Source organism: Anaerolineales bacterium (assembly GCA_015075725.1).
GTDB lineage: Bacteria > Chloroflexota > Anaerolineae > Anaerolineales > Villigracilaceae > Villigracilis.
This window is the reverse complement of record JABTTV010000001.1, coordinates 493,898-514,725: the sequence shown is the minus strand read 5'-3', so window position 1 is coordinate 514,725 and position 20,828 is coordinate 493,898. Positions and strand designations below refer to the sequence as shown.

Genomic DNA, 20,828 nt, shown 5'->3' with positions numbered 1-20,828 from the left:
CGCGACAACGGACATGTAACAAGGACACGAGTGTTGCAGGACAGCCCGGGTCCTTGTTTACTTTTTGACCTGTTTACGTGTATACTGCCAGCCATGCCAAAGTATTACACCCCCAAAGAAGCCAATAATCTGCTGGAGATCGTGAGACCGATGGTGGATGAGTTGATGAAGATCGGGGAGCGGATTCGTTCGCATCAGCCCGAGATCTGGTCGGTGGTGGAAAAATCTGCGGGGAACGGGGGTAATCCTGAATTGAGCAAAATATTGCCTGATTTCGACCGGCTCGATGCCATCCTGCACCGTCTTCAGGATATGGGAATCGAGGTCAAGGACCTTGCCAGTGGATTGATCGATTTCCCGGCGATGAAGGATGGCAGACTCATTTATCTGTGTTGGAAATACAACGAGGACAGTATCCAGTTCTGGCACGAGGTCGAGGCGGGGTTTGCGGGTCGTCAGCCCATCGACTGGGAATGACTCCAACGCCAAACATTTATCAAAGAACCCCCGGAGAGCAGAGATGAACGTAACCAAGATTGGACGGTATGAGGTCGAATCTGAACTGGCGACAGGCGGGATGGGCGTGATCATTCTTGCGAAAGATCCTTATATTCAGAGGCAGGTTGTGGTCAAAGTCCTGATGTACAGCCGGACATTGGACGAGGTGTATCGAGACTTTTTCCAGAACGAAGCGGAGATCATCGCGGCTTTGGAACATCCCTGCATCGTGCCCATTTATGATTTTGGCTGGCATGGGCAGCAGCCGTACATCGTCATGCGTTACATGTCTGGCGGGAGTCTGCAGGATAAGATCCAAAAGGGCGAACTGAAAATGACGGAGATGGCGCATATTCTCAAGCGCGTTTCCGATGCGCTGGATGCGGCGCACGCAAAAGGGATCATCCACCGCGATATCAAGCCGTCCAACATCCTCTTCGATTCATCGGGCGAAGCCTTCCTCTCCGATTTTGGGATCGCGACCTCCAAATCCTTCAAGGATGAGGAAGGCGAGTGGCTGGTGGGCACGCCTGCTTATATGAGTCCCGAACAGGTTCAGGGGAGGCAACTGACCGGCCGTTCGGATGTATATGCCCTGGGCGTGACCCTCTACCGTTTGTTGACCGGGCAGTTGCCCTACTCCGGCAGTTCGACCACTGCATTGATCAACGCCCATGTCGAGCTTCCCATACCCGACATCCGCACGATCAAGGGGAATATTCCCGCCGTGTGGCAGGAGGTGGTGGCAAAGGCGATGGCGAAGGACCCCGGCGACCGTTACGCTACCGCGGGCGATTTTGCGCGCGATATAAACGAAGTTGTCTCGGGAAAATGGTTTTTGAGAAAGTTATGAAACTGGAGGAAAATGAATAAAGGTATTTGGTACGGCGTCGCGGCATACGCGATGTGGGGGTTCTTTCCGATTTACTGGAAGTTGCTGCATGAGGTTCCCGCCATCCAATTGCTTGGGCATCGCATCGCCTGGTCGTTTCTTCTCTTGATAGCGTTCATATTCGTAACTCGTCAATGGCATGAATTCCGTTCTGTGGCGTTCAAGCGCAAGACGCTTGGTATTTATGCGATTGCGGGCGTGCTGCTTTCATTGAACTGGTTGATCTATGTCTGGGGTGTGAACGCTGGCTTCATCGTAGAGACCAGCCTTGGCTATTTCATCAATCCATTATTGAGCGTTTTGTTCGGCGTCATCTTCCTGCACGAGAAATTACGCCCGATGCAATGGCTTCCCGTCATCATCGCCGCGGTCGGCGTGGGTTACCTTGCGTTCACATACGGGCAACTGCCGTGGATCGCATTATCATTGGCGGTCACATTTGGCTTGTACGGTTTGGTCAAAAAACTTTCGCCGCTCGGTTCGGTCTTCGGGCTGACGCTCGAGACAGGCATTGTCTTTCCCATCGCCTTGATCTATCTCATCGCCGCGCAGGCAGGCGGCTCAGGCGAATTCCTGCATGACGGTCTTACCGTGGACCTGCTGCTCGTTGGCGCGGGTGTGGTCACAACCATTCCATTGCTCATGTTCGCTTCTGCTGCCAGGGAGATACCCCTCAATATGATCGGCGTGCTGCAATATTTTGCGCCAACCATTCAATTTCTCATCGGCGTTTTTATATACAAAGAACCGTTCGATACCGCCCGCCTGACCGGCTTTGGCATCGTCTGGATCGCGCTCATCATCTTCTGGGTCGAGAATCTCGCCGCGCATCGCAACCCGGTCGAACCGGTTCCTGAATTGGGAGAGTAAATGAAACTACTTTTTATCGGCGGCACGGGTCTAATCAGTTCGGCATGTTCCGACCTTGCCGTAAAGCACGGTCACGAACTCTTCCTTTTGAACCGCTCCACCTCGGGGAAGTATCATGCGCCGAAAGGTTCGATGACCCTGCAAGCTGATGTCCACGCCGATTCAACGCATCTTTCCGCCCTGTTGGCTGGTCAGCGCTTCGATGCGGTCGTTGACTTCATTGCTTTTACTCCCGAAGACATCGAGCGGGACCTTGCGCTTTTCCGTGACAGGACCGGCCAGTTCGTGTTCATTTCCTCCGCCAGCGCATATCAAAAACCGGTGCAGAATTATCTCATCACGGAAGAGACACCGCTGGAGAATCCCTTTTGGGAGTATTCAAGAAACAAGATCGGCTGCGAGATCTTGCTGATGGACGAATACCGCAATAACGGATTCCCGGTCACCATCGTCCGCCCGTCGCACACATACGGACGGACGCAAATCCCTTTCATCTACGGGAGTTGGACCCACCCCTGGACGTTGATCTCACGCATGAAAGAAGGCAAACCTGTCATCGTACCCGGAGACGGGACCTCGCTGTGGGTTTTGACCTGGAACGAAGATTTTGCCAAAGGCTTTCTCGGCCTGCTTGGGAACGAGAACGCCATCGGCGAAGCCTTTCAGATCACATCGGATGAAGTCCTCAGCTGGGATCAGATCTACCTCGAAGCGTATCAAGCCCTGGGCGCGGAGCCGAGGCTGGTCCACATCCCTTCGGATTTCATCGTCCGCCACGATGAATCGTCCCTGGGAACGCTCATCGGCGATAAATCAAACAGCGTGGTCTTCGATAACAGTAAGATAAAACGCTTCGTGCCGGACTATAATTGTAAGGTGAAATGGAGCGAAGGCCTGCGACGGGCATTGGCATGGTTCGAAGCGCACCCCGAATTTCAAACCATTGACCGGGCGGCAATCGACAAATGGGATTTGATTCTCGCCAGATATGAGCGGGCGTTCGCTTAAAAAAATCGAAATGTGAGGCGTCTATGTCGAATATAAAAAAAGGCGTGATCGGAATTTTGACGGGGGGCGGGGATGTGCCCGGATTGAATCCCGCCATTCGCGCAGTGACCATCCGTGCTTTGCGCGAGGGATGGCAGGTGATCGGGTTTCGGCGGGGCTGGGGCGGTCTGGTGGATACCGTCCGCGATAAAAATGCGGACAACAGTAAGAATTTCCAATATCTTTCCGAGGAGATCGTTAATCGCGCCGGGCGCACAGGCGGGACGTTTTTACACACCTCTCGCACGAATCCGAGTTCGATGAGAAGGTCGAACGTCCCATCTCATCTGGCGGATAAATTCTCCGCGGAGAAAAATGACCTGACGCCGGAGGTTCTCAAGAACCTCGAATTCCTCGGCGTGGATTATTTGATCCCCATCGGAGGCGACGATACATTGAGTTACGGCGTGCGGATGTACAAGGAAGGCGTCAAGGTGATTGCCATCCCCAAGACGATGGATAACGACGTCCCCGGCACGGATTATTGCATCGGTTTCAGCACCTGCGTCACCCGAACCATCGCGCTGACCAACAGCCTGCGCACCATCGCCGGATCGCATGAGCGCATTCTTGTCCTCGAAGTGTTCGGGCGTTACGCTGGTTTCACCGCGATGCTTCCGACCATGGCGGGCGCGGCGAACCGCTGTGTGATTCCTGAATATAAGTTCAAGATCGAGCATCTGACCGAACTGTTGATCAAAGACCGTCAGATGAACCCGAGCAATTATTCGGTGCTCCTGATCTCGGAGGGCGCAATGTATGAAGGCGGGGAGATGGTCTTCAAGGACCTGTCGACCGACGCCTTCGGCCACGCAAAATTGGGAGGCATCGGCGATCTTGTCTCAGCCGAGATAAAGGAGTTATCGGCGCAATTCAACAAGGGCAAACCCGTGGATGTGGTCAATCAGAAACTGGGTTACATGGTGCGCGGCGGCGACCCGGATGCCATCGACTCGATTGTCCCGATGGCGTTCGGCAACCTTGCGCTCGACCTGATCTTGAAGGGCATTCACGGCCGGTTGGTGGTTTTGAAAAACGGTCGATATGACAACGTGCCTCTGGATGTGGTCACTGCTACCAAGAAGGTTGTCAACGTTGCCCAATTCTACGATACCGAGCGTTATCGTCCGCGCTACGAGAACTTCGAGATGAAACCGCTCTTCATCATGACCAGCGAATTGTAAAAGCCCCCTTTTGAATTCAAAGGTTAATCTGAGTTTGTTCACGAAATTGAGTGACAATCGTCGGTGAGGAAAGGAGACCAACTTGGTTATAATTGCGAAAAATTCAAGGAGCGAAAAATGAATTTTACAATGTGGAAGAAGGCCTTGCAGGTCATTCCATCTGTCTCGAAGGATGAATGGGATGCCCTCGATGTCATTTCCAGGTGGCTGATCTCCACCCGGGCTGCGGTTCTTATCATGACTTTCATTTCCGCCGCGCTGGCAGGCTTGTTCGCCTGGCGGGACGGATCCTTCGATTTTCTGCCGTGGCTTGCCCTGGTTTTCGGCCTCATCATGGCTCATGCCAGCAATAACATCTTCAACGATTACACCGATTTCGTCCGCGGCGTGGACAAGGACAATTACTATCGCAACATCTACGGAGCTCAGCCCATTGCCAGCGGATTGATGACACCGCGCCAGCACCTTACTTACTTCGCGGTGACGGGCGGTCTGGCATTCCTGGCGGGTCTGTATTTGATCTTTGTCAATTCGAACGACCCTGTAGTGTGGGTCTTGCTCGGACTCGGCGCATTTTTCGTCCTCTTCTATACCTGGCCCCTCAAGTACATTGCTCTTGGCGAAGTGGCCGTGCTTTTGGTCTGGGGTCCGTTGATGATCGGCGGCGGATACTACGTCCTTGCCCACCGCTGGGATTGGAACGTGGTGCTCGCCTGTCTCCCTTATGCCCTTGGCGTAACAACCGTCATCTTTGGGAAACACATCGACAAACTCGAAAAAGATAAAGAGAAGAATATCCACACCCTGCCGGTGGTGATCGGTGAAAAAGCCTCTCGTTACACGGTATTGGCGATGATGGTCTTTCCATATTTCCTGACGGCTTATTTGATCGCGATCAAGTTCTTCACCCCGGTCATGGCGATCGTCTTGTTGGCGATCCCGACATTCCTGCGCATGTACCCGGTCTTTCTGAAACCAAAACCGGAGACCAAACCCGAAGGTCCCGAAGGCAGGGGCTGGCCCCTCTATTTTGTGGGTTTTGGTTTTTATAACAACCGCGCCTTCGGAATGTACTTTATGCTCGGCTTGATCCTGGATATTGTGCTTCGCATCCTGCCTGCCACGCAGAATTTCTGGCGGTAGAAACCGCTCGATTGTCAGAATCCAGACTCCCGTCGCTTGAAACGGCGGGAGTTTTGTTTTCTTTAATCGGGATATATGTCACATTCAGTTTTATGAATATAAATCTATAATGTATTCAGGTTTTTGAATATGAAGAAACGCCACATCCTCGAATTTTCCGAAAAAATCGCTGCGCCTCTCTCGGTCATCGCCTCGCCGCAGCGTATCGCCATTCTGCTTGCGATTGGGAAAGGCGAAGCCTGCGTCTGTCATCTCGAGGCGGCACTTGGCTGGCGGCAGGCGTACATCTCCCAGCATTTGATGGCGTTGCGCAAAGCGGATATTTTGCAGGACCGGCGCGAGGGGCGCTATGTCTATTACCGGATCAAGAACGCTTCTCTGCTGGACCTGATCACAGTTTCTGCCTCTCAAAGTGGACTCTCAGCCGATGCAGTTTCTGTGCTCATTAACACTCAGGTCTATCCATCGTGTGAATGTCCGCATTGTGCGCCTGCGTTGATCCCGCTAAATGCCTTGAACGTGAAAACACCATGAACCTTCTTCCGGACTTGATTTATGGCGGTTTAAGCAACCTTGCCTCCTATCTCGCCGCCCATGTTCTCCTCTGTTTGTTGCCAGCTTTTTACATTGCGGGCGCGATGACTGCGTTAATTCCGAAAGAAACGATTACTCGTTTTCTAGGGAGGAACACCCCGAGATTTATATCCTATCCCGCCGCTGCAATGGCTGGTTCGGTATTGGCGGTTTGTTCCTGCACCATTGTGCCTTTATTTGCGGGGATTTACAAAAAAGGCGCGGGGCTGGGTCCTGCCATCACGTTCCTGTTCTTTGCCCCCGCCGCAAACATCCTCGCCTTGATCTACACAGGCGGCATCATCGGTGTGGATCTGGCATTCGCGCGGTTCTTCCTTTCCCTGGCGTTTGGCATCGGCATCGGCATCATCATGGCGCTCATCTTCCGTCACGAGGATATGGAACATGACAAAGCCACCGACACCATGTTTGCGGCCCAGGGGAAGATGCGAAGAATTGCGCTGGTATTCCTGCTGGTGTTAATCTCTCTGCTGCTTTCCGGCACTCTTAAAGTCGGTCTGCTGACGAATACCTATGCCACCCTGACCGTCCCAATTTCGGGCATGGACCAGGTACAGGATTTCCTCTACAACCTCATCCCATTCGATACGGCGAAGGGTGAAGAGGGCGTAACAGCTCAGGGCGCCATTCTGATCGGATTGCTTATCCTGATTGGTATTACATCGTGGAAGGGCATGGAAAATATCTTCGATGGCTTCAACAAATGGACTTGGATCTCGCTTGGCGTTGTGGGTCTCACCCTGTTGGTCGCTGCTGTTGGCATGAATCCTCAAACCGGTGGATTGGATATCCTGATCAATGGCAAGTTCTTTGGGGTGTTGATTGCACTAGGCATATCCGGCTGGATCATCAAAACCAGACTGACCGAAGATGAAACCCGCGACTTCTTATGGGAGTCTTGGAAATTCGTTAAACAGATTTTTCCGTTGCTGGTAGCAGGCGTGTTTGCTGTGGGTGTCATCCGCGTCCTCATCAAACCGGAATGGATTGAAACGCTGGCTGGACAGAACACCCTGATTGGTAATCTAGCAGGCGTGATATTCGGCGTGTTCATGTATTTCCCCACGCTGGTCGAAGTTCCCATTGCAAACATGTTTCTCAGCCTTGGCATGCACCGTGGACCTTTGCTTGCCTATCTCATGGCGGATCCCGAACTCAGCCTGCAAAGCATCCTCATTATTTCCACCATCATAGGTCGCGTCAAATCATGGACCTATGTCGCCTGGGTCGCGTTGTTTAGCACGCTCGCCGGTCTCATCTATGGAACATGGGTGGATGGCACAAGCATCGGGTTTGTTGCGCTATACCTTGTAATCTTCCTTGCCCTGCTTTCTGGACTGTTGTGGTTCGTCAATCGCCGCAATGTCCAGAAATTGGCGCCAGTTCACTAATTCGATTTCAAAAGGAGTTTATTATGCTTACTATCAAAGTTCTTGGTTCCGGCTGTGCAAATTGCAAACGTCTGGAACAGATCGCGCGCAAGGTCATTGCCGATATGAGCATCGAGGCGGAAGTTGTCAAGGTGACCGATTACAACGACATCACTACCTACAACATCCTTTCCACACCGGGGCTGGTCATCAATGAAAAAGTCGTTTCGTATGGACGCATCCCTTCGCCCGCGGAGGTGACCACCTGGGTTACCGATGCTTTAGAGCCAACGAATCCTTAACCGGATGATAACAATCTTAACTCTTTATCGTGGTAAAAGAGCAGACATCATGAACAAGGAGAGCGATGTATGAAAAAAGTTCTATTCCTCTGCACCGGGAATTCCTGCCGCTCGCAAATGGCGGAAGCCATTGTCAATGCGCGGATGGACGGGGAGTGGCAGGCTGTCAGCGCGGGGACGAAGCCTGCCGGATACATTCACCCAAAAGCTTTGGCGGCGCTGGCTGAAATTGGGATCCAACATGAAGGGCGCTCGAAACTGGCGGATGAATTCAAAGGTCAGGAGTTCGACCTTGTCGTCACTGTCTGCGATTCGGCGGCGGAGGAATGTCCCGTCTGGCTTGGGAAAGGGAGGAAGGTTCATCATAGTTTCCCCGACCCGGCATTGACCGATGACATGAACGACTTTCGAGCCGTGCGGGATGAAATTGGAATTGTGATGCTGGAATTGCTCAAGGAGGCAAAATGACAAACGAAAAACGCAAGGAACTTTCATTTCTCGACCGCTATTTAACGCTTTGGATCTTCCTTGCCATGGCAGTGGGAGTTGGCATTGGCTTCCTTTTCCCGAAAGCCGTGGCAGATTTCAACACCGCCGTTTCGGTGGGAACAACCAATATTCCGATCGCCATCGGCTTGATCTTGATGATGTACCCGCCCCTGGCAAAGGTCCATTACGATGAGCTGGGCGACGTATTCCGCAACTGGAAGGTGCTTGGGCTTTCTCTTCTTCAGAATTGGGTCATCGGCCCCGTTTTGATGTTTGTGCTGGCGATCATCTTTTTGCGCGGCTATCCCGAATATATGACCGGCTTGATCCTCATCGGTTTGGCGCGCTGCATCGCGATGGTCATTGTATGGAACGAGCTTGCCAGGGGCGACAACGAATACGCGGCGGGGTTGGTCGCCTTCAACAGCATCTTTCAGGTATTGTTCTACAGCGTGTATGCCTATGTCTTCATCACACTCCTGCCGACCTGGTTCGGCATGACCGGCAGCATCGTGGATATAACCATCGGCGAGATCGCGGAGAGTGTATTTATCTATTTGGGCATTCCGTTTTTGGCGGGTTTTTTCACGCGCCTGATCCTCGTCCGCATGAAAGGGAAGGATTGGTACCACAAGGTCTTCGTGCCGAAGATCAGCCCGCTGACTCTGATCGCTCTTCTTTTTACCATTGTCGTAATGTTCTCGCTCAAGGGAGATGTCATCGTGCAGTTGCCTTTGGATGTGGTGCGCATTGCCGTTCCGCTTCTGATTTATTTTGTGGTCATGTTCCTTGTCTCGTTCTTCATGGGGCATGCCATCGGCGCGGACTATTCGAAGACCACCACACTTTCGTTCACGGCGGCCAGCAATAACTTTGAACTGGCAATTGCCGTGGCGGTGGCTGTGTTCGGTATCAATTCGGGTGCGGCGTTTGCGGCAGTCATCGGTCCATTGATCGAAGTGCCGGTGATGATCGGATTGGTCAATGTGGCGATCTCCTTCCAGAAGAAATATTTTGCAGGCGATATCCGCCATGCGCCTGCGGGCTAAACCGTCGACATAGAAAAAATACCGGTCGGAATCAAGCCTCCCGTTGGAACGAAGCGGGAGGCTTTTCCGTCATGTGGGGCGGTACTAACCTCCTATTGTGAGAATATTTACAAATAGGACTGATTTGGTTATAATTATGGTGATAAATTTCACAAAAAGATTGTGAACCAGACTTCCAACTTAGAGGAAACCATGAACACCAGTCAAAAACCCCATGTCGTCGTCATCGGTGCCGGGTTTGCCGGGCTCGAAACCGCCCGCGGACTTGCCAAAGCGCCTGTGCGTGTCACCCTTATCGATAAGAACAATCATCACCTCTTCCAGCCTTTGCTCTATCAGGTTGCCATTGCGGGCTTGCTGCCGTCGCAGATCGCCCAGCCTGTGCGAACCATATTTCGCAGGCAGAAAAACCTGGCATTCCAAATGGGCGAAGTGACCGAGATCAACCTCGAGCAGAAATTCGTCAAACTGAACGGATCGGTCATCGGCTATGACTATATTGTCATCGCGGCGGGCGCGCGCACGAACTTCTTTGGATTCGACACACTCGAGAAACATGGATTGCAGTTGAAAGACATCGAGACGGCCGTGCGAACCCGCAATCACCTGCTATCCATGTTCGAACAAGCCAGCTTTGAGGGCGACGTTGAAAAGCGCAAAGCCATGCTGACCTTCGTCATCGTCGGCGGGGGACCGACCGGATTGGAGACCGCAGGCGCGCTGGCAGAACTGATCATGCATGTGATGCGAAAGGACTATCCCCGGCTCGACCTGAAGGAGGCGCGGGTCATCCTGCTCGAAGCGGCGGCGAGTCTCATTGCATCATATCCCGACGAGTTGCGTCAGGCCGCTCTGAGACTTTTGAAATCCAAGAACGTGGACGTCCGTTTGAACACAAAGATGGTCGATTTCAACGGGCAGCGCGCCATCCTCGGAGATGGTTCGGTGATCGAAACACAAACCTTGATATGGACTGCGGGGGCGAAAACCGCCGAGATCGTCGACTCGCTGCCTGCGGAGAGGGGGAATATGGGACGAATCCGGGTCAACCCTTCTTTGAACCTGCCCCGGTTTCCTGAAGCTTTTGTCATCGGGGATGCCGCTTTCGTGACAGACGAGCACGATCAACCCCTGCCGATGCTTTCGACGGTCGCGATCCAACAGGGACAAGCCGCCGCGAAAAATATCCGATTGAAGGTCAATGGGAAAGAGCCGATGGCATTTCATTACAAAGACCCCGGTCTGCTCGCCACGGTCGGACGCAATGCCGCCGTAGCCAGGATCTTCGGCATTTCCTTCAGCGGATTCATCGCCTGGGTGATCTGGGTCTTCCTGCACATCTACCGCATCATCGGCTTTCGCAACCGTTTGATCGTGATGTTCAATTGGGCGTGGGATTATTTCTTCTACGACAACCAGGTGAGGTTGATCACACGTGAGTAAATGATTTTTTTATACACCGGTCAAGTCGTGATCCGCAACGCCTGGGAATAAGCAGGTTAAATGAATCCATAATGACTTGCCGTCAGCAGGACGCAAATTCCCATTGAGTTGACGACAAAGTGCAGGATCATGCCGGGCAGGACCGACTCGGTGCGCTGGTACATGTAGGCAAATAGCGCACCCAGCAGGAAGGTGGGGATTAATGTCGCCAACTGCCCATGAAAAAGCGCGAAGATGATGGAGCTGAACATCAGGGCGTTGATCCAGCCGTACTTTTGGCGCAGCCCTTTGAAGAGGAACCCGCGGAAGAAAAGTTCCTCGGTGATGGGCGCGACGATGGCGGTGACAAACGCGAGCAGAAAGGGCGAATCGATCTCGCCGAGCACTTCGGTGATGACATCTGCCTGGGTGACGACTCCCAACGCCATCATGACCAGGTTGTTGATGATGACGATAAAGTACACGGCAGCAAGCAGCCCGCAGCCCAGGGCAAGGGCGTTGCGTTCGAAACCCCGCAGACCCAATTCGATCCATGAGACTTTGCGCAGGAAAAATATCAAGGCAATGGGAATGAGCAGGATGAACTCGAAAGTGGCGACGACGAGTATGCCGAGGTTTTGAGATTCTTCAAAGCGGTAAACGACAAGAAAATATGCCGCCACCAGCAGGATGAGGATTCCCAGCCCGAGCCAGGAATCGTTTGCGGTCCACGCGGCAGGTTTGAGCGCGGAAGGAGGCGTTCCCTCCGATTGCGGGGGCGGCGTTTCGATCGGGTTATTATCCAGCGGTTGTTGATTCATTTGGTATTTCCAATTCCCGGTAGAGAAACCATTGACCTTTGCGATCGTCCACATTTTTCATGGCGCGGTCGTAATAAATATCGAAGACCCGTCCGGCCTCCACTTGCACACGGAAGTAATACCGGCCGACATTTAAAGAGCCGCGAGTTGCGGCTGTCGCAGCGTGTGCGGGACGCATATTCCTTCCCATTTTGCCCCGCCGCGTGAAATCCGTCCATTCTGAAAGGGCTTCTTGAACGTGATAGATCTTTCCGTTCCATGTGAATCCATCCGGGCAGTGCGGCGCTTTCTCGCGGACCGGCGGCTGACTAAAGATGACCTCGATGGGTTCATCGAAAAAATGAACGGGGATAAATTCGTTCATTGGATCGTCTTGTGAGGCATGATGACGATAAAGGGAGATTGAAGGATCATCCATTCATTGTACCTTGCTCTGGTCGTATAAACCAAGAAGTCAATTCGTCACTGGTCGTCCTGCAGGCTGAGCCCCTGCCATTCTTTATACCTGCGGAGTCGTTCCTTGTATCCCAGCCAGGCGCGAAGCAGGGAGAGGTTCCCAAGCACGGAAGCAATCGGGACGAAGATGAAAATAAATTCGGGGTAAAACCAGACCTCTTCCCATGAATTGATGCGGGCAATGGAGGGGTCGGCAGGATCATACACAACCCCGACCTGTGACCCAGTGGGGTAATCCTCCTTATTTCCGGGGGGAGGATCACTCGAAATAGTATAAGTTTGCGTGCCGACCCTGTATTCGATGATTGGATAATACCGGATAATATGCGGTCTGATATCCCTGGCTTCCCTGTATCCCACAACATTTCCTGTGGCGACCCGCCCTGTGAATTGCAACCGCCAGGCTGTATAACCCGAGAATGCCCCGCGGGCGAGCAGGTAGATGAAAAATAAGTTACCGATTACGAACAGGGAGAGGATCGCAGACCGTCTGAGGTTCAGATGTTCTTCGGTTTCGATGACGCGCCTCGCGGGGGTCATGCGTTGATTATAATGGGGAGTAATGGTGAAAAGTAATCAATTATCAGTGAGGTATGCGGTGATTAAACTTTATCGGGAAGAGGTGAGCGCGGAGGCGGATGCCATCGAAGCGGAATTCAAGGAGTTGATTTTAGGCTATGACCGCGTGATCCTCGGGCCGTTGAAGGCAGAGGAGATGTTCGGGGGCCGTGCCATGCCTGTTATTACCGATAACGAGCGCGTTGTGAGCGGAGACGAGATCGGCCCGTATATCAGGGAATTGGAGGCGTTGATGAAAAGCTGGCAATTATTTCAGGGCGATTCCTGTTATGTGGATGACGACGGAGAAATTTGTTGAGCAGGGTTGGTCAGGGTTCCGCGATCTTTAGAAATACATCCGCCACCTGCGGGTCAAAATGTTTGCCGGTTTGATCCTTGATATAACGAAGGACTTTTTCCACATTCCAGCTTCTTCGGTAGGGGCGGTCGTTGCGCAGGGCATCCCAAACATCTGCCACGGCAAAGATGCGCGCAGAGAGGGGAATCTCTTCTCCCTTTAATCCGCGAGGGTATCCTGTTCCGTCCCATTTTTCATGGTGACAATAGGGGATCTCGAGCGCCTGGTGCAGGAACGAGATCGAACGTAGCATTTCATGGGCAAACTCGGGATGCTTGCGCATGATGGTCCATTCCTCTTCGTCCAAGTCGCCTTTTTTGAGGAGGATGCTGTCGGGGATTGCCATTTTACCCATGTCGTGCAGGAGCGCTCCGCGGCGCATGTGCATGAGTTCCGTGTCGGTCAGCCCCATGGACTGTGCGATGGCGAGCGCCATCTGGGTGACCCGCTGCGTATGACCTTCCGTCTCCCTGTCGCGGAAATCCATTGCGCGCGACCACCCTTCCAACGTCTCCTCGTAGGCTTGAGCCAGGTCCGAAATGTTACGGAAAAAGATCGCCGCCAGGTTCCCGCCAAGCGGGACCGCATGCAGTTCGAATATCCCGTTTATGTTTTCATCCGAATACCGGAATTGGTCGATATTGAACTTTGTACCCGAGAGGATCACTTCACGCATCTGGACGGGGATTTCCGTGCGGCGAAGCGCGGGAAATGTCTCTTCGATATTGATGCCCAATAAAGTCTCTCTATCCATGCCCATGACCTGGGAGGCGGTATCGTTCGAATTGGTGAGCCTGATCCTTCCATTTTCCAGTTTATAGATCAGTGCGCCAAAAGGGGCGGCGTTGATGATGTTGTTCAGGCTCTCCTCGCTGGCAAGCAGAACTTCTTCCATCTTTTTTCTTTCGGTGATATCGGTCCAGCTGCCGACCGCCTCGAGCGGATTCCCATCCTTGTCGCGAATGAGCCGCATTTCGTCATAGACCCAGATCACCGAGCCGTCTTTGCGCAGGAAACGGTACACGCGAATAAGAGAATCCTTTTCATAAAGTTCGTTCGAGCGCGCAGACGCAGCTTCAAGGTCGTCGGGATGGACGGTGGTCTCCCACCATGTACTGCCGAGCGACTCTTCCACGGTGTAGCCGAGGATGCGGGAGATGTTTTCGCTTTTCCACTTCGGGACCCAGGTGCGGTTTTTCACGCATAAGGCGTAGGTGATGGTCGGGCTTTTCGTCAGGTAGTGTTGCAGCTGATCCGTGAGGTTCTGGATCGCCATTGAGCTGAGTTCCCTCTCTGTGACGTCGCGCATCGCCCCTTGAAAACCGGTGACATGTCCCGTTTCATCGAGCAGGGGGACCACCTGGTCCTCGATACAATGGTATTCACCGGTCTTGAAATTGAGGAGGCGATAAAGACGCAGTTTTTTCTGTTTTGACTTTAAGATCTCCTGGGTGACGCTCATGGTATTGGCAAGGTCTTCGGGGTGTATGGCTTTGATCCATAGGTTGGGATCGTCCATGAACCTTTCCGGGGGATGCCCCATGAACTGCTCGACTTGAGGACTGGCATACACCACGTTCCACGCCTTGAGTTTGTTTGCAAATCTGATCTGATAAAAGACGTCGGAGGCATTCTCCACCAACAGACGGTATTTTTCCTCGCTGTCACGCAGTGCGTTCTCCATTTCCACATGACGCCGGATATCGTGAATTACCGCCATGACGCAGGTTCGTTTATCGACCACCAGGGGGCTCAAGCTGATATCCACCGGCAGGACCGAACCATCCTTGTGCAACGCCGGCAATTTTCGCATCTCGCTCATCGTCCGGGTTTTGGGTTTGGCAAGGAATGCCTTGAAATGCCCCCGATGCCGGTCACGGAATTGGATTGGAATCAAAATCTCCAGGGGTTTTCCCAGGAGGTCGTGTAAGGCATAACCCAAAAGTTCCTGCACCCTGACATTGGCTTCCAGGATGCGTGCCTGTTCATCCACGACGATCACCGCGTCGGGGATTGTTTCGATTATCTGTTTTAGGAATTGCTCGGAGGATTCCAAACCTATTCTGCTTTCTTTTGTCGAAAAATGGCGAATTTATGCGCCATCATTAAATGATGCCACAATCAAGATGCTTCGTCTTGATTTAATTATACAGCCGGAGCATGAGGGATTTGTAATAATACGATTGCGGAAGTATTTATATCAAATTCGTTTTGTTAACAGCAACAACTGTACTGGAACTCGTTTTTACTTCAACGCATATACCGCATATCCGCGCGCAGGGGCGAAGAATTGACCGCGCCCGTCGGCGGTGGTGGCTTGGTCGGCGGGGCGGGAACGGTCGCTTTTGCCCCACCAGGCAGCGGGGAAGAAAGAGGCGTTTGCCCATTTGGTATCCACCCAGGCGCCGCGCCAGTCGTCGCCGCGGTTGTTGAGGACGTAGATCAAGCCGCGTTGATCGCCGTATCCGCCGCGCTGCATGATGTAGAGATCGTCGGAAAGGTAGAGAATGGACGTCTCGCCGCCTGCGTATCTTTCGTGCGCAGTCACGAGCGCGTCGATGCCGTTGGGCGTATCGCGCAGGGCGAGGTTATAGTTGAAGTAATCCTTCCAGAAGACGCAGGGATAGCCTTCATGGGTGAGGATGTAGGAGTAGGCGAGCAGTTTGTCGTTGGTGATGGGGCGACCTTCGTCGCGCAGATCGTGATTTTCCACGAAGGTCACAGTGGTTTGAGGTTGCGCCTTCAAAATCGTTTCGCCGTGGACGAGACTCTTCAAACTAAAACCGTAGGTGTCGCATAACCCTTTGAGCAGTTCGCGCAATGGGAAATCGAAGGCGTCGACCGGATTGTAATTGGCTTCGTTCGTCTCATTGACCCAGTGCAGGGTGTTGGTGGCGTTATCCCAGTACTCCGCCACGCCGAAAGGTTTGTGATATGCGCCGTTCTTCATGTAGCGGTATTCCTGAATTGCGGTGATGGTGTTGGCGGCAAAGCCTTTGACGAAGTCGTATCGAAAGCCGTCGAAGCCGACCTCTTCGATCAGCCAGCGTGCAAGTTTGAGCAGTTCGCCGTAAACATACGGGTTGCGATGCGAGAGGTCGGGCATGTCGCCGAAGGTCATTTCGTCCCATGATTCATACATGCTGGGATGGAACGATTCCCAATTGCGGATGAACCGTCCACTCTTGGGGTTGAAGACTGTCCAACGCGATTGCCCCGTGATGGGATTCACTTCCTGCGCATCTGCCCCGGAGTTGTGGTTGAGGACCATATCCGCGATCACACTCAGCCCGTGCTTGTGTGCCGTTTCAATGAGTTGATCCAATTCCTGACGGGTCCCAAACCAGGTCGGGACGCTTCCCCTCTGGTCGAACTCGCCCAAGTCATAATAATCGTACGGGTCGTAGCCCATGGAGGGACCAAACAGATTCGCCGCCTTGTGAACAGGCGGAAGCCAAAGGGATGTGAATCCGACTTTTGCCAGACCCGGTATCTCGCGGTTGATATAGTTCCACCATTGAAATTCTTTTCCGTCTTCCCTGGGACAGTCCCAGTGGAAGGTTTGCAACATGACGCCCATTTGTCCTTGCTCCTTGTGTGTTGATGAGGGGTATTGTAATGGGGAATAGCGAATAAAGAGTAGTGAATAGTGAATGGGAAGACGGGATTGAGGTAAACTCTTATTGCTATGACGGAAGCCCCCCAACCCAACAACCCCCTGCACGGCATCACCCTCGAAATGATCGTCACCCAGCTTGTAAAACAATACGGCTGGGCGGATCTGGGCAGGCGCATCCCGATCAAGTGTTTTACGAACGACCCCAGCATCAAATCGAGCCTCAAGCTCCTGCGTCAGACTCCGTGGGCGCGCAAGAAAGTGGAAGAGTTGTATTTACAGTCTGTTGAGAAATAATGAGCGCGTTTTGCGCCGTTATCATTAAGGCGAGTGTGGAGCGTTTCACACCATAACTATTCAAGGAGCATAAAATGGCATACACAATGGATACCACCGTAGGCGACATTCTGGACGATACCGGCGCAGTGAAAATTCTGGAAAAGCACGTTCCGGGCATTTCGAAGAACCCCATGATCGGAATGGCAAAAGGATTTACCCTCAAGCAGATCCTCGCCATGCCGCAAGCCAAAGACGCCGGTCTGACCGAAGACATGGTCAAGAAGGTGTTGGCAGAGATCAATGCATTGAAGAAGTAAAAAGGTAAACAAGTAGACAAGTAAAAAAGGAGACAATCATTGGTGATCGACTCCTTTTTTCTATCCTGTCCACTTACGGGCAGGTGAGCGAAGCTGAAGCCTGAGATGTCCCGTCACCGGAAGTAACAGTAAACGAGTAGGTCGCTCCAGCTGGTTGTATATCAGTGAGTTCTCTATGCGATTGAGCGAGGCTGGTTGTCCCCCCGCTTCCTTTTAGTTGATTCCCATTTTGATCGAACCATTTCGTACTGCGCGTATAACGGCGGCCGTCATTCGGGGCGCTGGTGGTATCCGTCCAGTCAATGATGATTTGGAATTGGAAAGTGCCGTCCAGTTGATCGGTGCAAGTCACGGATGAATTCAATATCACCACATTCGGCGGTTTCTGGTAGACGCACGAGCCGTCATCGCTGTTGGCTTTTGAATTGTAGTTTGTCGCTGCGGGGTCGGTGCAGCCTGTAATTGTCACCTGCGCCGTATAAATACAGGAGCCGTCGTTCACGGTGGCGGCGGAATTGTAATTGCTTGCGGCTGGGTCGGTACAACCTGCCACCGCCGGGGCGCCAGCTGACGTTGTGCTGGTGGCTGTTGCGCTCGCACTGGGGGTGTTGGTTGCAGTCGGTTTTTGTGTTGCCGCAGAGGTGGGGGTGACCACATCTTTCAAATTGGCAGAATCGCCGCTGATGGTCGCATATTGTCCCCATAGCCAACAGGTCTGCCCATTCTGCCCGGGAATCTCAATAATCCAATAGCCCGAGTAGGAATTTTTTGCAACCACCTTTGCCACCTGTCCAACAGGCATGCCGTAGACGCTGGCAAAATTTTGCCCGGGTCCTAAACGGCAGTTGGTCGCCACGCTCACGGTAACGGTCACATCTCCGGTCGCGGGCGGAAGGACTTGAGCCGGAATCACCACCTCATCGGCGGGCGGAGCCACATCGCCCTCCAGCGGCAAGGGCTCCTCCGTCCCGGGCTGTCCCGCCGCTTCGAGGATGGCGGCATTGGCAGTGATGGTCAATAGAATGTCTGCGCCTTCCTGGCTTTCCACCAGCTCAAGGTTACAGGCTGTTAATGTCAACATCAATATCAAAGAGAGGGAAAATTGCCCGAATCGTTTTTTCATTTTAGACCTTATTTGAAGCGTACTAAAGAATCAAAGTCCCTGCGATAAATTCAGAGGGACTTTGATTCGGAAAATTATGGGCAGCCAGCGCCGGTCACTTTGATGGTAACAATATTTCCACAACTTCCTGCTGTGTTATCGCTGCAGGCATAGACGAAGACTGTAAATTGCTGGTTCGGCGTAGCGTTAATGAGGTTGGCATTCTCCATAACCACGCTGAAACTGTCACTGGTCGAATTGGCTGCCAATGTTTTCGAGGAAACTCCGTCAACACTAGCGACAAAAACTAGCTCGTTGTTGGAGTTATCCGCCCACGACATATTCCCGTTGACTGTCCACTGGGTGGGTCCAGGTCCAGCGGCGCAACTAATACTGGCTGTTAATCCTGAAGGCGCCGCAGGGAAGGCTGGCCCTGTGGTCGCTGTAGGTGTTAGGGTAGGCTTGGGCGTGTTGGTAATGGTCGGAGCCGGAGAGGTCGGCGTGACCACTTCCTTCAACGTGGACGTATCTCCATTGATCACGGCATATTGACCCCACAGCCAGCAGGTCTGCCCGGCTTGACCGGGAATCTCGATGATCCAGTAGCCCGAATACGAATTCTTGGCAACGACCTTTGCTACCTGCCCCACCGGCATTCCGTAAACGATCTTGAAATTCTGACCCGGTCCCAAACGACAATTCGTCGCCGTGGTAACGGTGACGGTCACCGCGCCCGAGGCGGGCGGCAGGACCTGAGCCGGATTCACCTGTTCATTCGAAGGAGGCGCAGCGGCTCCGCCTTCGCCTGTGGCGGTTACAACCACGATGACCTGTTCTTGAACCGGAGCGGGGGGTTGCCCATTTTGTTGAAGGATCAATGCCTGTGCGGTAATGGTCGCTTCGAGATTCGGCGATTCCACGACCTGAATGTTTTCAAGCCCGCATGCCAGGGTGAAAAGAATAAGAATCGTTATGTGAAGGATGGAGCGCGATCTTGGTTTCATGATGATTTTCCTTGGCGATTACGGGCACTGAAATACACCCGTCCCAACCGGTTGAGATTCTCCCTTTTCATTGGCGGCAGCCAGCGTGACGGAGAGGTTCGTTCCGCCCGGGAGGTTCTCTTCAAAACTGAACTGGGTCTTGTTGGGTGGTGTGGTGAACACGCTCCCGTTCGAGGAACGGATCGTGAACTTGTTCTCATTGGAGGAATTATCCGCCCATTTGAGAATGACCTTATATTGATAATCCCCGCCGCTGAGGGAGGAGCATTTCAATTGCGCATCCAGCAGGGTCGGCGGATTGGGCGCGCCGCTCGGACCGGCTGTTGTGGGTGTTGGCACGTTTGCAACCTGGGATGTATCTCCATTCACTGTGGCGTACTGCCCCCATAACCAGCAGGTGATCGCAGGGTTACCCGGAAGTTTGATGATCCAGTAATTATTGAAGGTGTCCTTGCCGACCACTTCCGCGACCTGCCCGGGAGTCAGTGCGCCGACATCATTGAATTCCTGGCTCGGACCTTCCCGGCAATTGGTATTCTGGCTGACCGTTACAGTCACACCGCTGGTTGGGTTTGCAGGCGCGGGATTAACGGCAGGGTCAACGGTTGCGGCAGGCAGGTTGGGGTCGGGGGTGGCTGTCACCACAATGATGATGGGCTGGGCAAGGGCAGTTTGCGTCAACCCCTGGATCTGAACCGCCTGGGCAGTCGCCGTCAACTCGATGCCGGGAGGCGGAGGGGGAGGGGGATTTCTTCTCGGCATGCACGCCCCTGATACCAGACCGAACAGGAACAAAATAGCGATGGAAAGAATTAATGACCTGGTGCTTGATTTCATCTTACTTCTCCTTGTTTAATAAAGTGCATTCTTCATGGATAGAAAAGAAGGTTCATTCTAAATCGACAATTTCCCTTTCCACTCTGTTGTGTCTGAAAGACTTTGCATGCGCTCAGAGCAGGCGCTGGGATAGTAAATAAGGATGAACAACAAATACACAACCCCATCTGGATAATTCCGCCCATTTTACTTGACTTTTCAATTTTGATAGGTATTCTGGAGACTGTAATTATTTGGTAATTCGGATACTGATGGCATATTTAGGATGGAATAAACTTCACGACTAACGTGGTCCTCGCCCACTTGCTGGGACCTCTTCCTTCCCATTCGTTATATTTGACCGCCATCTTCATCCGCACATTGTCTTCGACCATCTTATCGTTCAATAAACTTGCGAGTGCAGGGAAAATCTGCCCTGCGATGCGGATAGAGACGTTGGGCTCCTTCATCAAATTCTTCACCCAATCCGACTTATCCATGCCGCCGGACATGAGATACATCGAATCTTCATGGACGACGAACCAAATTTCGATCTCATGCGGCTTGCCGGTCACCCGTCCGCGGGTGGTAAGGTAGCAGTATTCTTCCTTCTCGAATTGGGATAAATCGATGACAGTCAT

24 protein-coding genes are annotated in these 20,828 nt (G+C 52.7%); 15 read left to right on the top strand and 9 right to left on the bottom strand.

Going from position 1 to position 20,828, the window contains the following annotated elements; genetic code table 11:
- Positions 1-93: 93 nt before the first annotated feature.
- The 12 genes from HS100_02510 to HS100_02455 all read left to right on the top strand — a co-directional run bounded on the left by HS100_02510 (position 94) and on the right by HS100_02455 (position 10,881).
- Positions 94-477, top strand: coding sequence for a DUF2203 domain-containing protein (locus tag HS100_02510; GenBank protein MBE7432765.1), 384 nt, complete (start codon positions 94-96; stop codon positions 475-477).
- Positions 478-520: 43 nt separating this feature from the next.
- Positions 521-1,351 carry a serine/threonine protein kinase gene (locus HS100_02505; GenBank protein ID MBE7432764.1) on the top strand — a complete coding sequence of 277 codons (831 nt, stop codon included), beginning with the start codon at positions 521-523 and terminating at the stop codon, positions 1,349-1,351.
- A 12-nt stretch (positions 1,352-1,363) separates the two neighbouring features.
- Complete coding sequence (gene rarD / locus HS100_02500) at positions 1,364-2,260, top strand: EamA family transporter RarD (GenBank protein MBE7432763.1); 897 nt, start codon at positions 1,364-1,366, stop codon at positions 2,258-2,260.
- Entirely contained in the window at positions 2,261-3,268 is a 1,008-nt protein-coding gene (locus HS100_02495) for an SDR family oxidoreductase (GenBank protein MBE7432762.1), read from the top strand. It abuts the gene before it with no gap.
- Positions 3,269-3,291: 23 nt separating this feature from the next.
- Positions 3,292-4,491: an ATP-dependent 6-phosphofructokinase gene (locus HS100_02490; protein MBE7432761.1), complete on the top strand. Its 1,200-nt coding sequence runs from the start codon at positions 3,292-3,294 to the stop codon at positions 4,489-4,491.
- A gap of 117 nt (positions 4,492-4,608) precedes the next feature.
- Positions 4,609-5,634: a prenyltransferase gene (locus tag HS100_02485; protein ID MBE7432760.1), complete on the top strand. Its 1,026-nt coding sequence runs from the start codon at positions 4,609-4,611 to the stop codon at positions 5,632-5,634.
- A gap of 129 nt (positions 5,635-5,763) precedes the next feature.
- Complete coding sequence (locus tag HS100_02480) at positions 5,764-6,168, top strand: winged helix-turn-helix transcriptional regulator (GenBank protein ID MBE7432759.1); 405 nt, start codon at positions 5,764-5,766, stop codon at positions 6,166-6,168.
- Positions 6,165-7,619 (top strand): permease, encoded by a 1,455-nt coding sequence (locus HS100_02475; GenBank protein MBE7432758.1) that lies wholly within the window; start codon positions 6,165-6,167, stop codon positions 7,617-7,619. The genes HS100_02480 and HS100_02475 overlap by 4 nt, the downstream gene beginning before the upstream one ends.
- A gap of 23 nt (positions 7,620-7,642) precedes the next feature.
- Positions 7,643-7,900: a TM0996/MTH895 family glutaredoxin-like protein gene (locus tag HS100_02470; protein MBE7432757.1), complete on the top strand. Its 258-nt coding sequence runs from the start codon at positions 7,643-7,645 to the stop codon at positions 7,898-7,900.
- A gap of 69 nt (positions 7,901-7,969) precedes the next feature.
- Positions 7,970-8,368 carry an arsenate reductase ArsC gene (locus tag HS100_02465; GenBank protein MBE7432756.1) on the top strand — a complete coding sequence of 133 codons (399 nt, stop codon included), beginning with the start codon at positions 7,970-7,972 and terminating at the stop codon, positions 8,366-8,368.
- Positions 8,365-9,438, top strand: coding sequence for an ACR3 family arsenite efflux transporter (gene arsB / locus HS100_02460; GenBank protein ID MBE7432755.1), 1,074 nt, complete (start codon positions 8,365-8,367; stop codon positions 9,436-9,438). Before HS100_02465 ends, arsB begins: the two co-directional genes overlap by 4 nt.
- Before the next feature lie 192 nt (positions 9,439-9,630).
- Positions 9,631-10,881: an NAD(P)/FAD-dependent oxidoreductase gene (locus HS100_02455; GenBank protein MBE7432754.1), complete on the top strand. Its 1,251-nt coding sequence runs from the start codon at positions 9,631-9,633 to the stop codon at positions 10,879-10,881.
- A 56-nt stretch (positions 10,882-10,937) separates the two neighbouring features.
- Here HS100_02455 and HS100_02450 read toward each other — a convergent pair whose 3' ends face one another.
- The 3 genes from HS100_02450 to HS100_02440 form a co-directional block, all read right to left on the bottom strand.
- The gene (locus HS100_02450) at positions 10,938-11,681 is read right to left on the bottom strand and encodes a CPBP family intramembrane metalloprotease (protein ID MBE7432753.1); all 744 of its coding nucleotides are present in this window, start codon (positions 11,679-11,681) and stop codon (positions 10,938-10,940) included.
- Entirely contained in the window at positions 11,659-12,045 is a 387-nt protein-coding gene (locus HS100_02445) for a hypothetical protein (protein MBE7432752.1), read from the bottom strand. The genes HS100_02450 and HS100_02445 overlap by 23 nt, the downstream gene beginning before the upstream one ends.
- A 98-nt stretch (positions 12,046-12,143) precedes the next feature.
- Complete coding sequence (locus HS100_02440) at positions 12,144-12,677, bottom strand: DUF3592 domain-containing protein (GenBank protein MBE7432751.1); 534 nt, start codon at positions 12,675-12,677, stop codon at positions 12,144-12,146.
- A 58-nt stretch (positions 12,678-12,735) separates the two neighbouring features.
- On the opposite strand from HS100_02440, the gene HS100_02435 reads away from it, so the two are divergent.
- Entirely contained in the window at positions 12,736-13,014 is a 279-nt protein-coding gene (locus tag HS100_02435) for a hypothetical protein (protein MBE7432750.1), read from the top strand.
- 10 nt (positions 13,015-13,024) lie between these two features.
- Here HS100_02435 and HS100_02430 read toward each other — a convergent pair whose 3' ends face one another.
- Both HS100_02430 and HS100_02425 read right to left on the bottom strand, forming a co-directional pair.
- Positions 13,025-15,109, bottom strand: a complete 2,085-nt coding sequence (locus HS100_02430) for a PAS domain S-box protein (protein ID MBE7432749.1) — start codon at positions 15,107-15,109, stop codon at positions 13,025-13,027.
- A gap of 189 nt (positions 15,110-15,298) precedes the next feature.
- Positions 15,299-16,633, bottom strand: a complete 1,335-nt coding sequence (locus tag HS100_02425) for a DUF1939 domain-containing protein (GenBank protein ID MBE7432748.1) — start codon at positions 16,631-16,633, stop codon at positions 15,299-15,301.
- A 108-nt stretch (positions 16,634-16,741) separates the two neighbouring features.
- Here HS100_02425 and HS100_02420 point away from each other — a divergent pair, with 108 nt between their 5' ends.
- On the top strand, positions 16,742-16,966 hold the full coding sequence (locus tag HS100_02420) for a DUF2132 domain-containing protein (protein MBE7432747.1): 225 nt from the start codon (positions 16,742-16,744) through the stop codon (positions 16,964-16,966).
- A 74-nt stretch (positions 16,967-17,040) separates the two neighbouring features.
- Positions 17,041-17,265 (top strand): hypothetical protein, encoded by a 225-nt coding sequence (locus HS100_02415; GenBank protein ID MBE7432746.1) that lies wholly within the window; start codon positions 17,041-17,043, stop codon positions 17,263-17,265.
- Between the two features lie 73 nt (positions 17,266-17,338).
- On the opposite strand, the gene HS100_02410 is transcribed toward HS100_02415, so the two are convergent.
- The 4 genes from HS100_02410 to HS100_02395 all read right to left on the bottom strand — a co-directional run bounded on the left by HS100_02410 (position 17,339) and on the right by HS100_02395 (position 20,828).
- Complete coding sequence (locus HS100_02410) at positions 17,339-18,388, bottom strand: hypothetical protein (GenBank protein MBE7432745.1); 1,050 nt, start codon at positions 18,386-18,388, stop codon at positions 17,339-17,341.
- A 74-nt stretch (positions 18,389-18,462) separates the two neighbouring features.
- The gene (locus HS100_02405; GenBank protein MBE7432744.1) at positions 18,463-19,371 is read right to left on the bottom strand and encodes a hypothetical protein; all 909 of its coding nucleotides are present in this window, start codon (positions 19,369-19,371) and stop codon (positions 18,463-18,465) included.
- 18 nt (positions 19,372-19,389) lie between these two features.
- Positions 19,390-20,208, bottom strand: coding sequence for a hypothetical protein (locus tag HS100_02400; GenBank protein MBE7432743.1), 819 nt, complete (start codon positions 20,206-20,208; stop codon positions 19,390-19,392).
- Positions 20,209-20,468: 260 nt separating this feature from the next.
- On the bottom strand, positions 20,469-20,828 hold the full coding sequence (locus HS100_02395) for a nitroreductase family deazaflavin-dependent oxidoreductase (GenBank protein ID MBE7432742.1): 360 nt from the start codon (positions 20,826-20,828) through the stop codon (positions 20,469-20,471).

What these genes read in the sequence shown, in the direction of transcription:
- HS100_02510 (MBE7432765.1), top strand. Translation starts at nt 94, where the DNA reads ATGCCAAAGTATTACACCCCCAAAGAAGCCAATAATCTGCTGGAGATC.
- HS100_02505 (MBE7432764.1), top strand. Translation starts at nt 521, where the DNA reads ATGAACGTAACCAAGATTGGACGGTATGAGGTCGAATCTGAACTGGCG.
- rarD (MBE7432763.1), top strand. Translation starts at nt 1,364, where the DNA reads ATGAATAAAGGTATTTGGTACGGCGTCGCGGCATACGCGATGTGGGGG.
- HS100_02495 (MBE7432762.1), top strand. Translation starts at nt 2,261, where the DNA reads ATGAAACTACTTTTTATCGGCGGCACGGGTCTAATCAGTTCGGCATGT.
- HS100_02490 (MBE7432761.1), top strand. Translation starts at nt 3,292, where the DNA reads ATGTCGAATATAAAAAAAGGCGTGATCGGAATTTTGACGGGGGGCGGG.
- HS100_02485 (MBE7432760.1), top strand. Translation starts at nt 4,609, where the DNA reads ATGAATTTTACAATGTGGAAGAAGGCCTTGCAGGTCATTCCATCTGTC.
- HS100_02480 (MBE7432759.1), top strand. Translation starts at nt 5,764, where the DNA reads ATGAAGAAACGCCACATCCTCGAATTTTCCGAAAAAATCGCTGCGCCT.
- HS100_02475 (MBE7432758.1), top strand. Translation starts at nt 6,165, where the DNA reads ATGAACCTTCTTCCGGACTTGATTTATGGCGGTTTAAGCAACCTTGCC.
- HS100_02470 (MBE7432757.1), top strand. Translation starts at nt 7,643, where the DNA reads ATGCTTACTATCAAAGTTCTTGGTTCCGGCTGTGCAAATTGCAAACGT.
- HS100_02465 (MBE7432756.1), top strand. Translation starts at nt 7,970, where the DNA reads ATGAAAAAAGTTCTATTCCTCTGCACCGGGAATTCCTGCCGCTCGCAA.
- arsB (MBE7432755.1), top strand. Translation starts at nt 8,365, where the DNA reads ATGACAAACGAAAAACGCAAGGAACTTTCATTTCTCGACCGCTATTTA.
- HS100_02455 (MBE7432754.1), top strand. Translation starts at nt 9,631, where the DNA reads ATGAACACCAGTCAAAAACCCCATGTCGTCGTCATCGGTGCCGGGTTT.
- HS100_02450 (MBE7432753.1), bottom strand. Translation starts at nt 11,681, where the DNA reads ATGAATCAACAACCGCTGGATAATAACCCGATCGAAACGCCGCCCCCG.
- HS100_02445 (MBE7432752.1), bottom strand. Translation starts at nt 12,045, where the DNA reads ATGAACGAATTTATCCCCGTTCATTTTTTCGATGAACCCATCGAGGTC.
- HS100_02440 (MBE7432751.1), bottom strand. Translation starts at nt 12,677, where the DNA reads ATGACCCCCGCGAGGCGCGTCATCGAAACCGAAGAACATCTGAACCTC.
- HS100_02425 (MBE7432748.1), bottom strand. Translation starts at nt 16,633, where the DNA reads ATGGGCGTCATGTTGCAAACCTTCCACTGGGACTGTCCCAGGGAAGAC.
- HS100_02420 (MBE7432747.1), top strand. Translation starts at nt 16,742, where the DNA reads ATGACGGAAGCCCCCCAACCCAACAACCCCCTGCACGGCATCACCCTC.
- HS100_02415 (MBE7432746.1), top strand. Translation starts at nt 17,041, where the DNA reads ATGGCATACACAATGGATACCACCGTAGGCGACATTCTGGACGATACC.
- HS100_02410 (MBE7432745.1), bottom strand. Translation starts at nt 18,388, where the DNA reads ATGAAAAAACGATTCGGGCAATTTTCCCTCTCTTTGATATTGATGTTG.
- HS100_02405 (MBE7432744.1), bottom strand. Translation starts at nt 19,371, where the DNA reads ATGAAACCAAGATCGCGCTCCATCCTTCACATAACGATTCTTATTCTT.
- HS100_02400 (MBE7432743.1), bottom strand. Translation starts at nt 20,208, where the DNA reads ATGAAATCAAGCACCAGGTCATTAATTCTTTCCATCGCTATTTTGTTC.
- HS100_02395 (MBE7432742.1), bottom strand. Translation starts at nt 20,828, where the DNA reads ATGACTGTCATCGATTTATCCCAATTCGAGAAGGAAGAATACTGCTAC.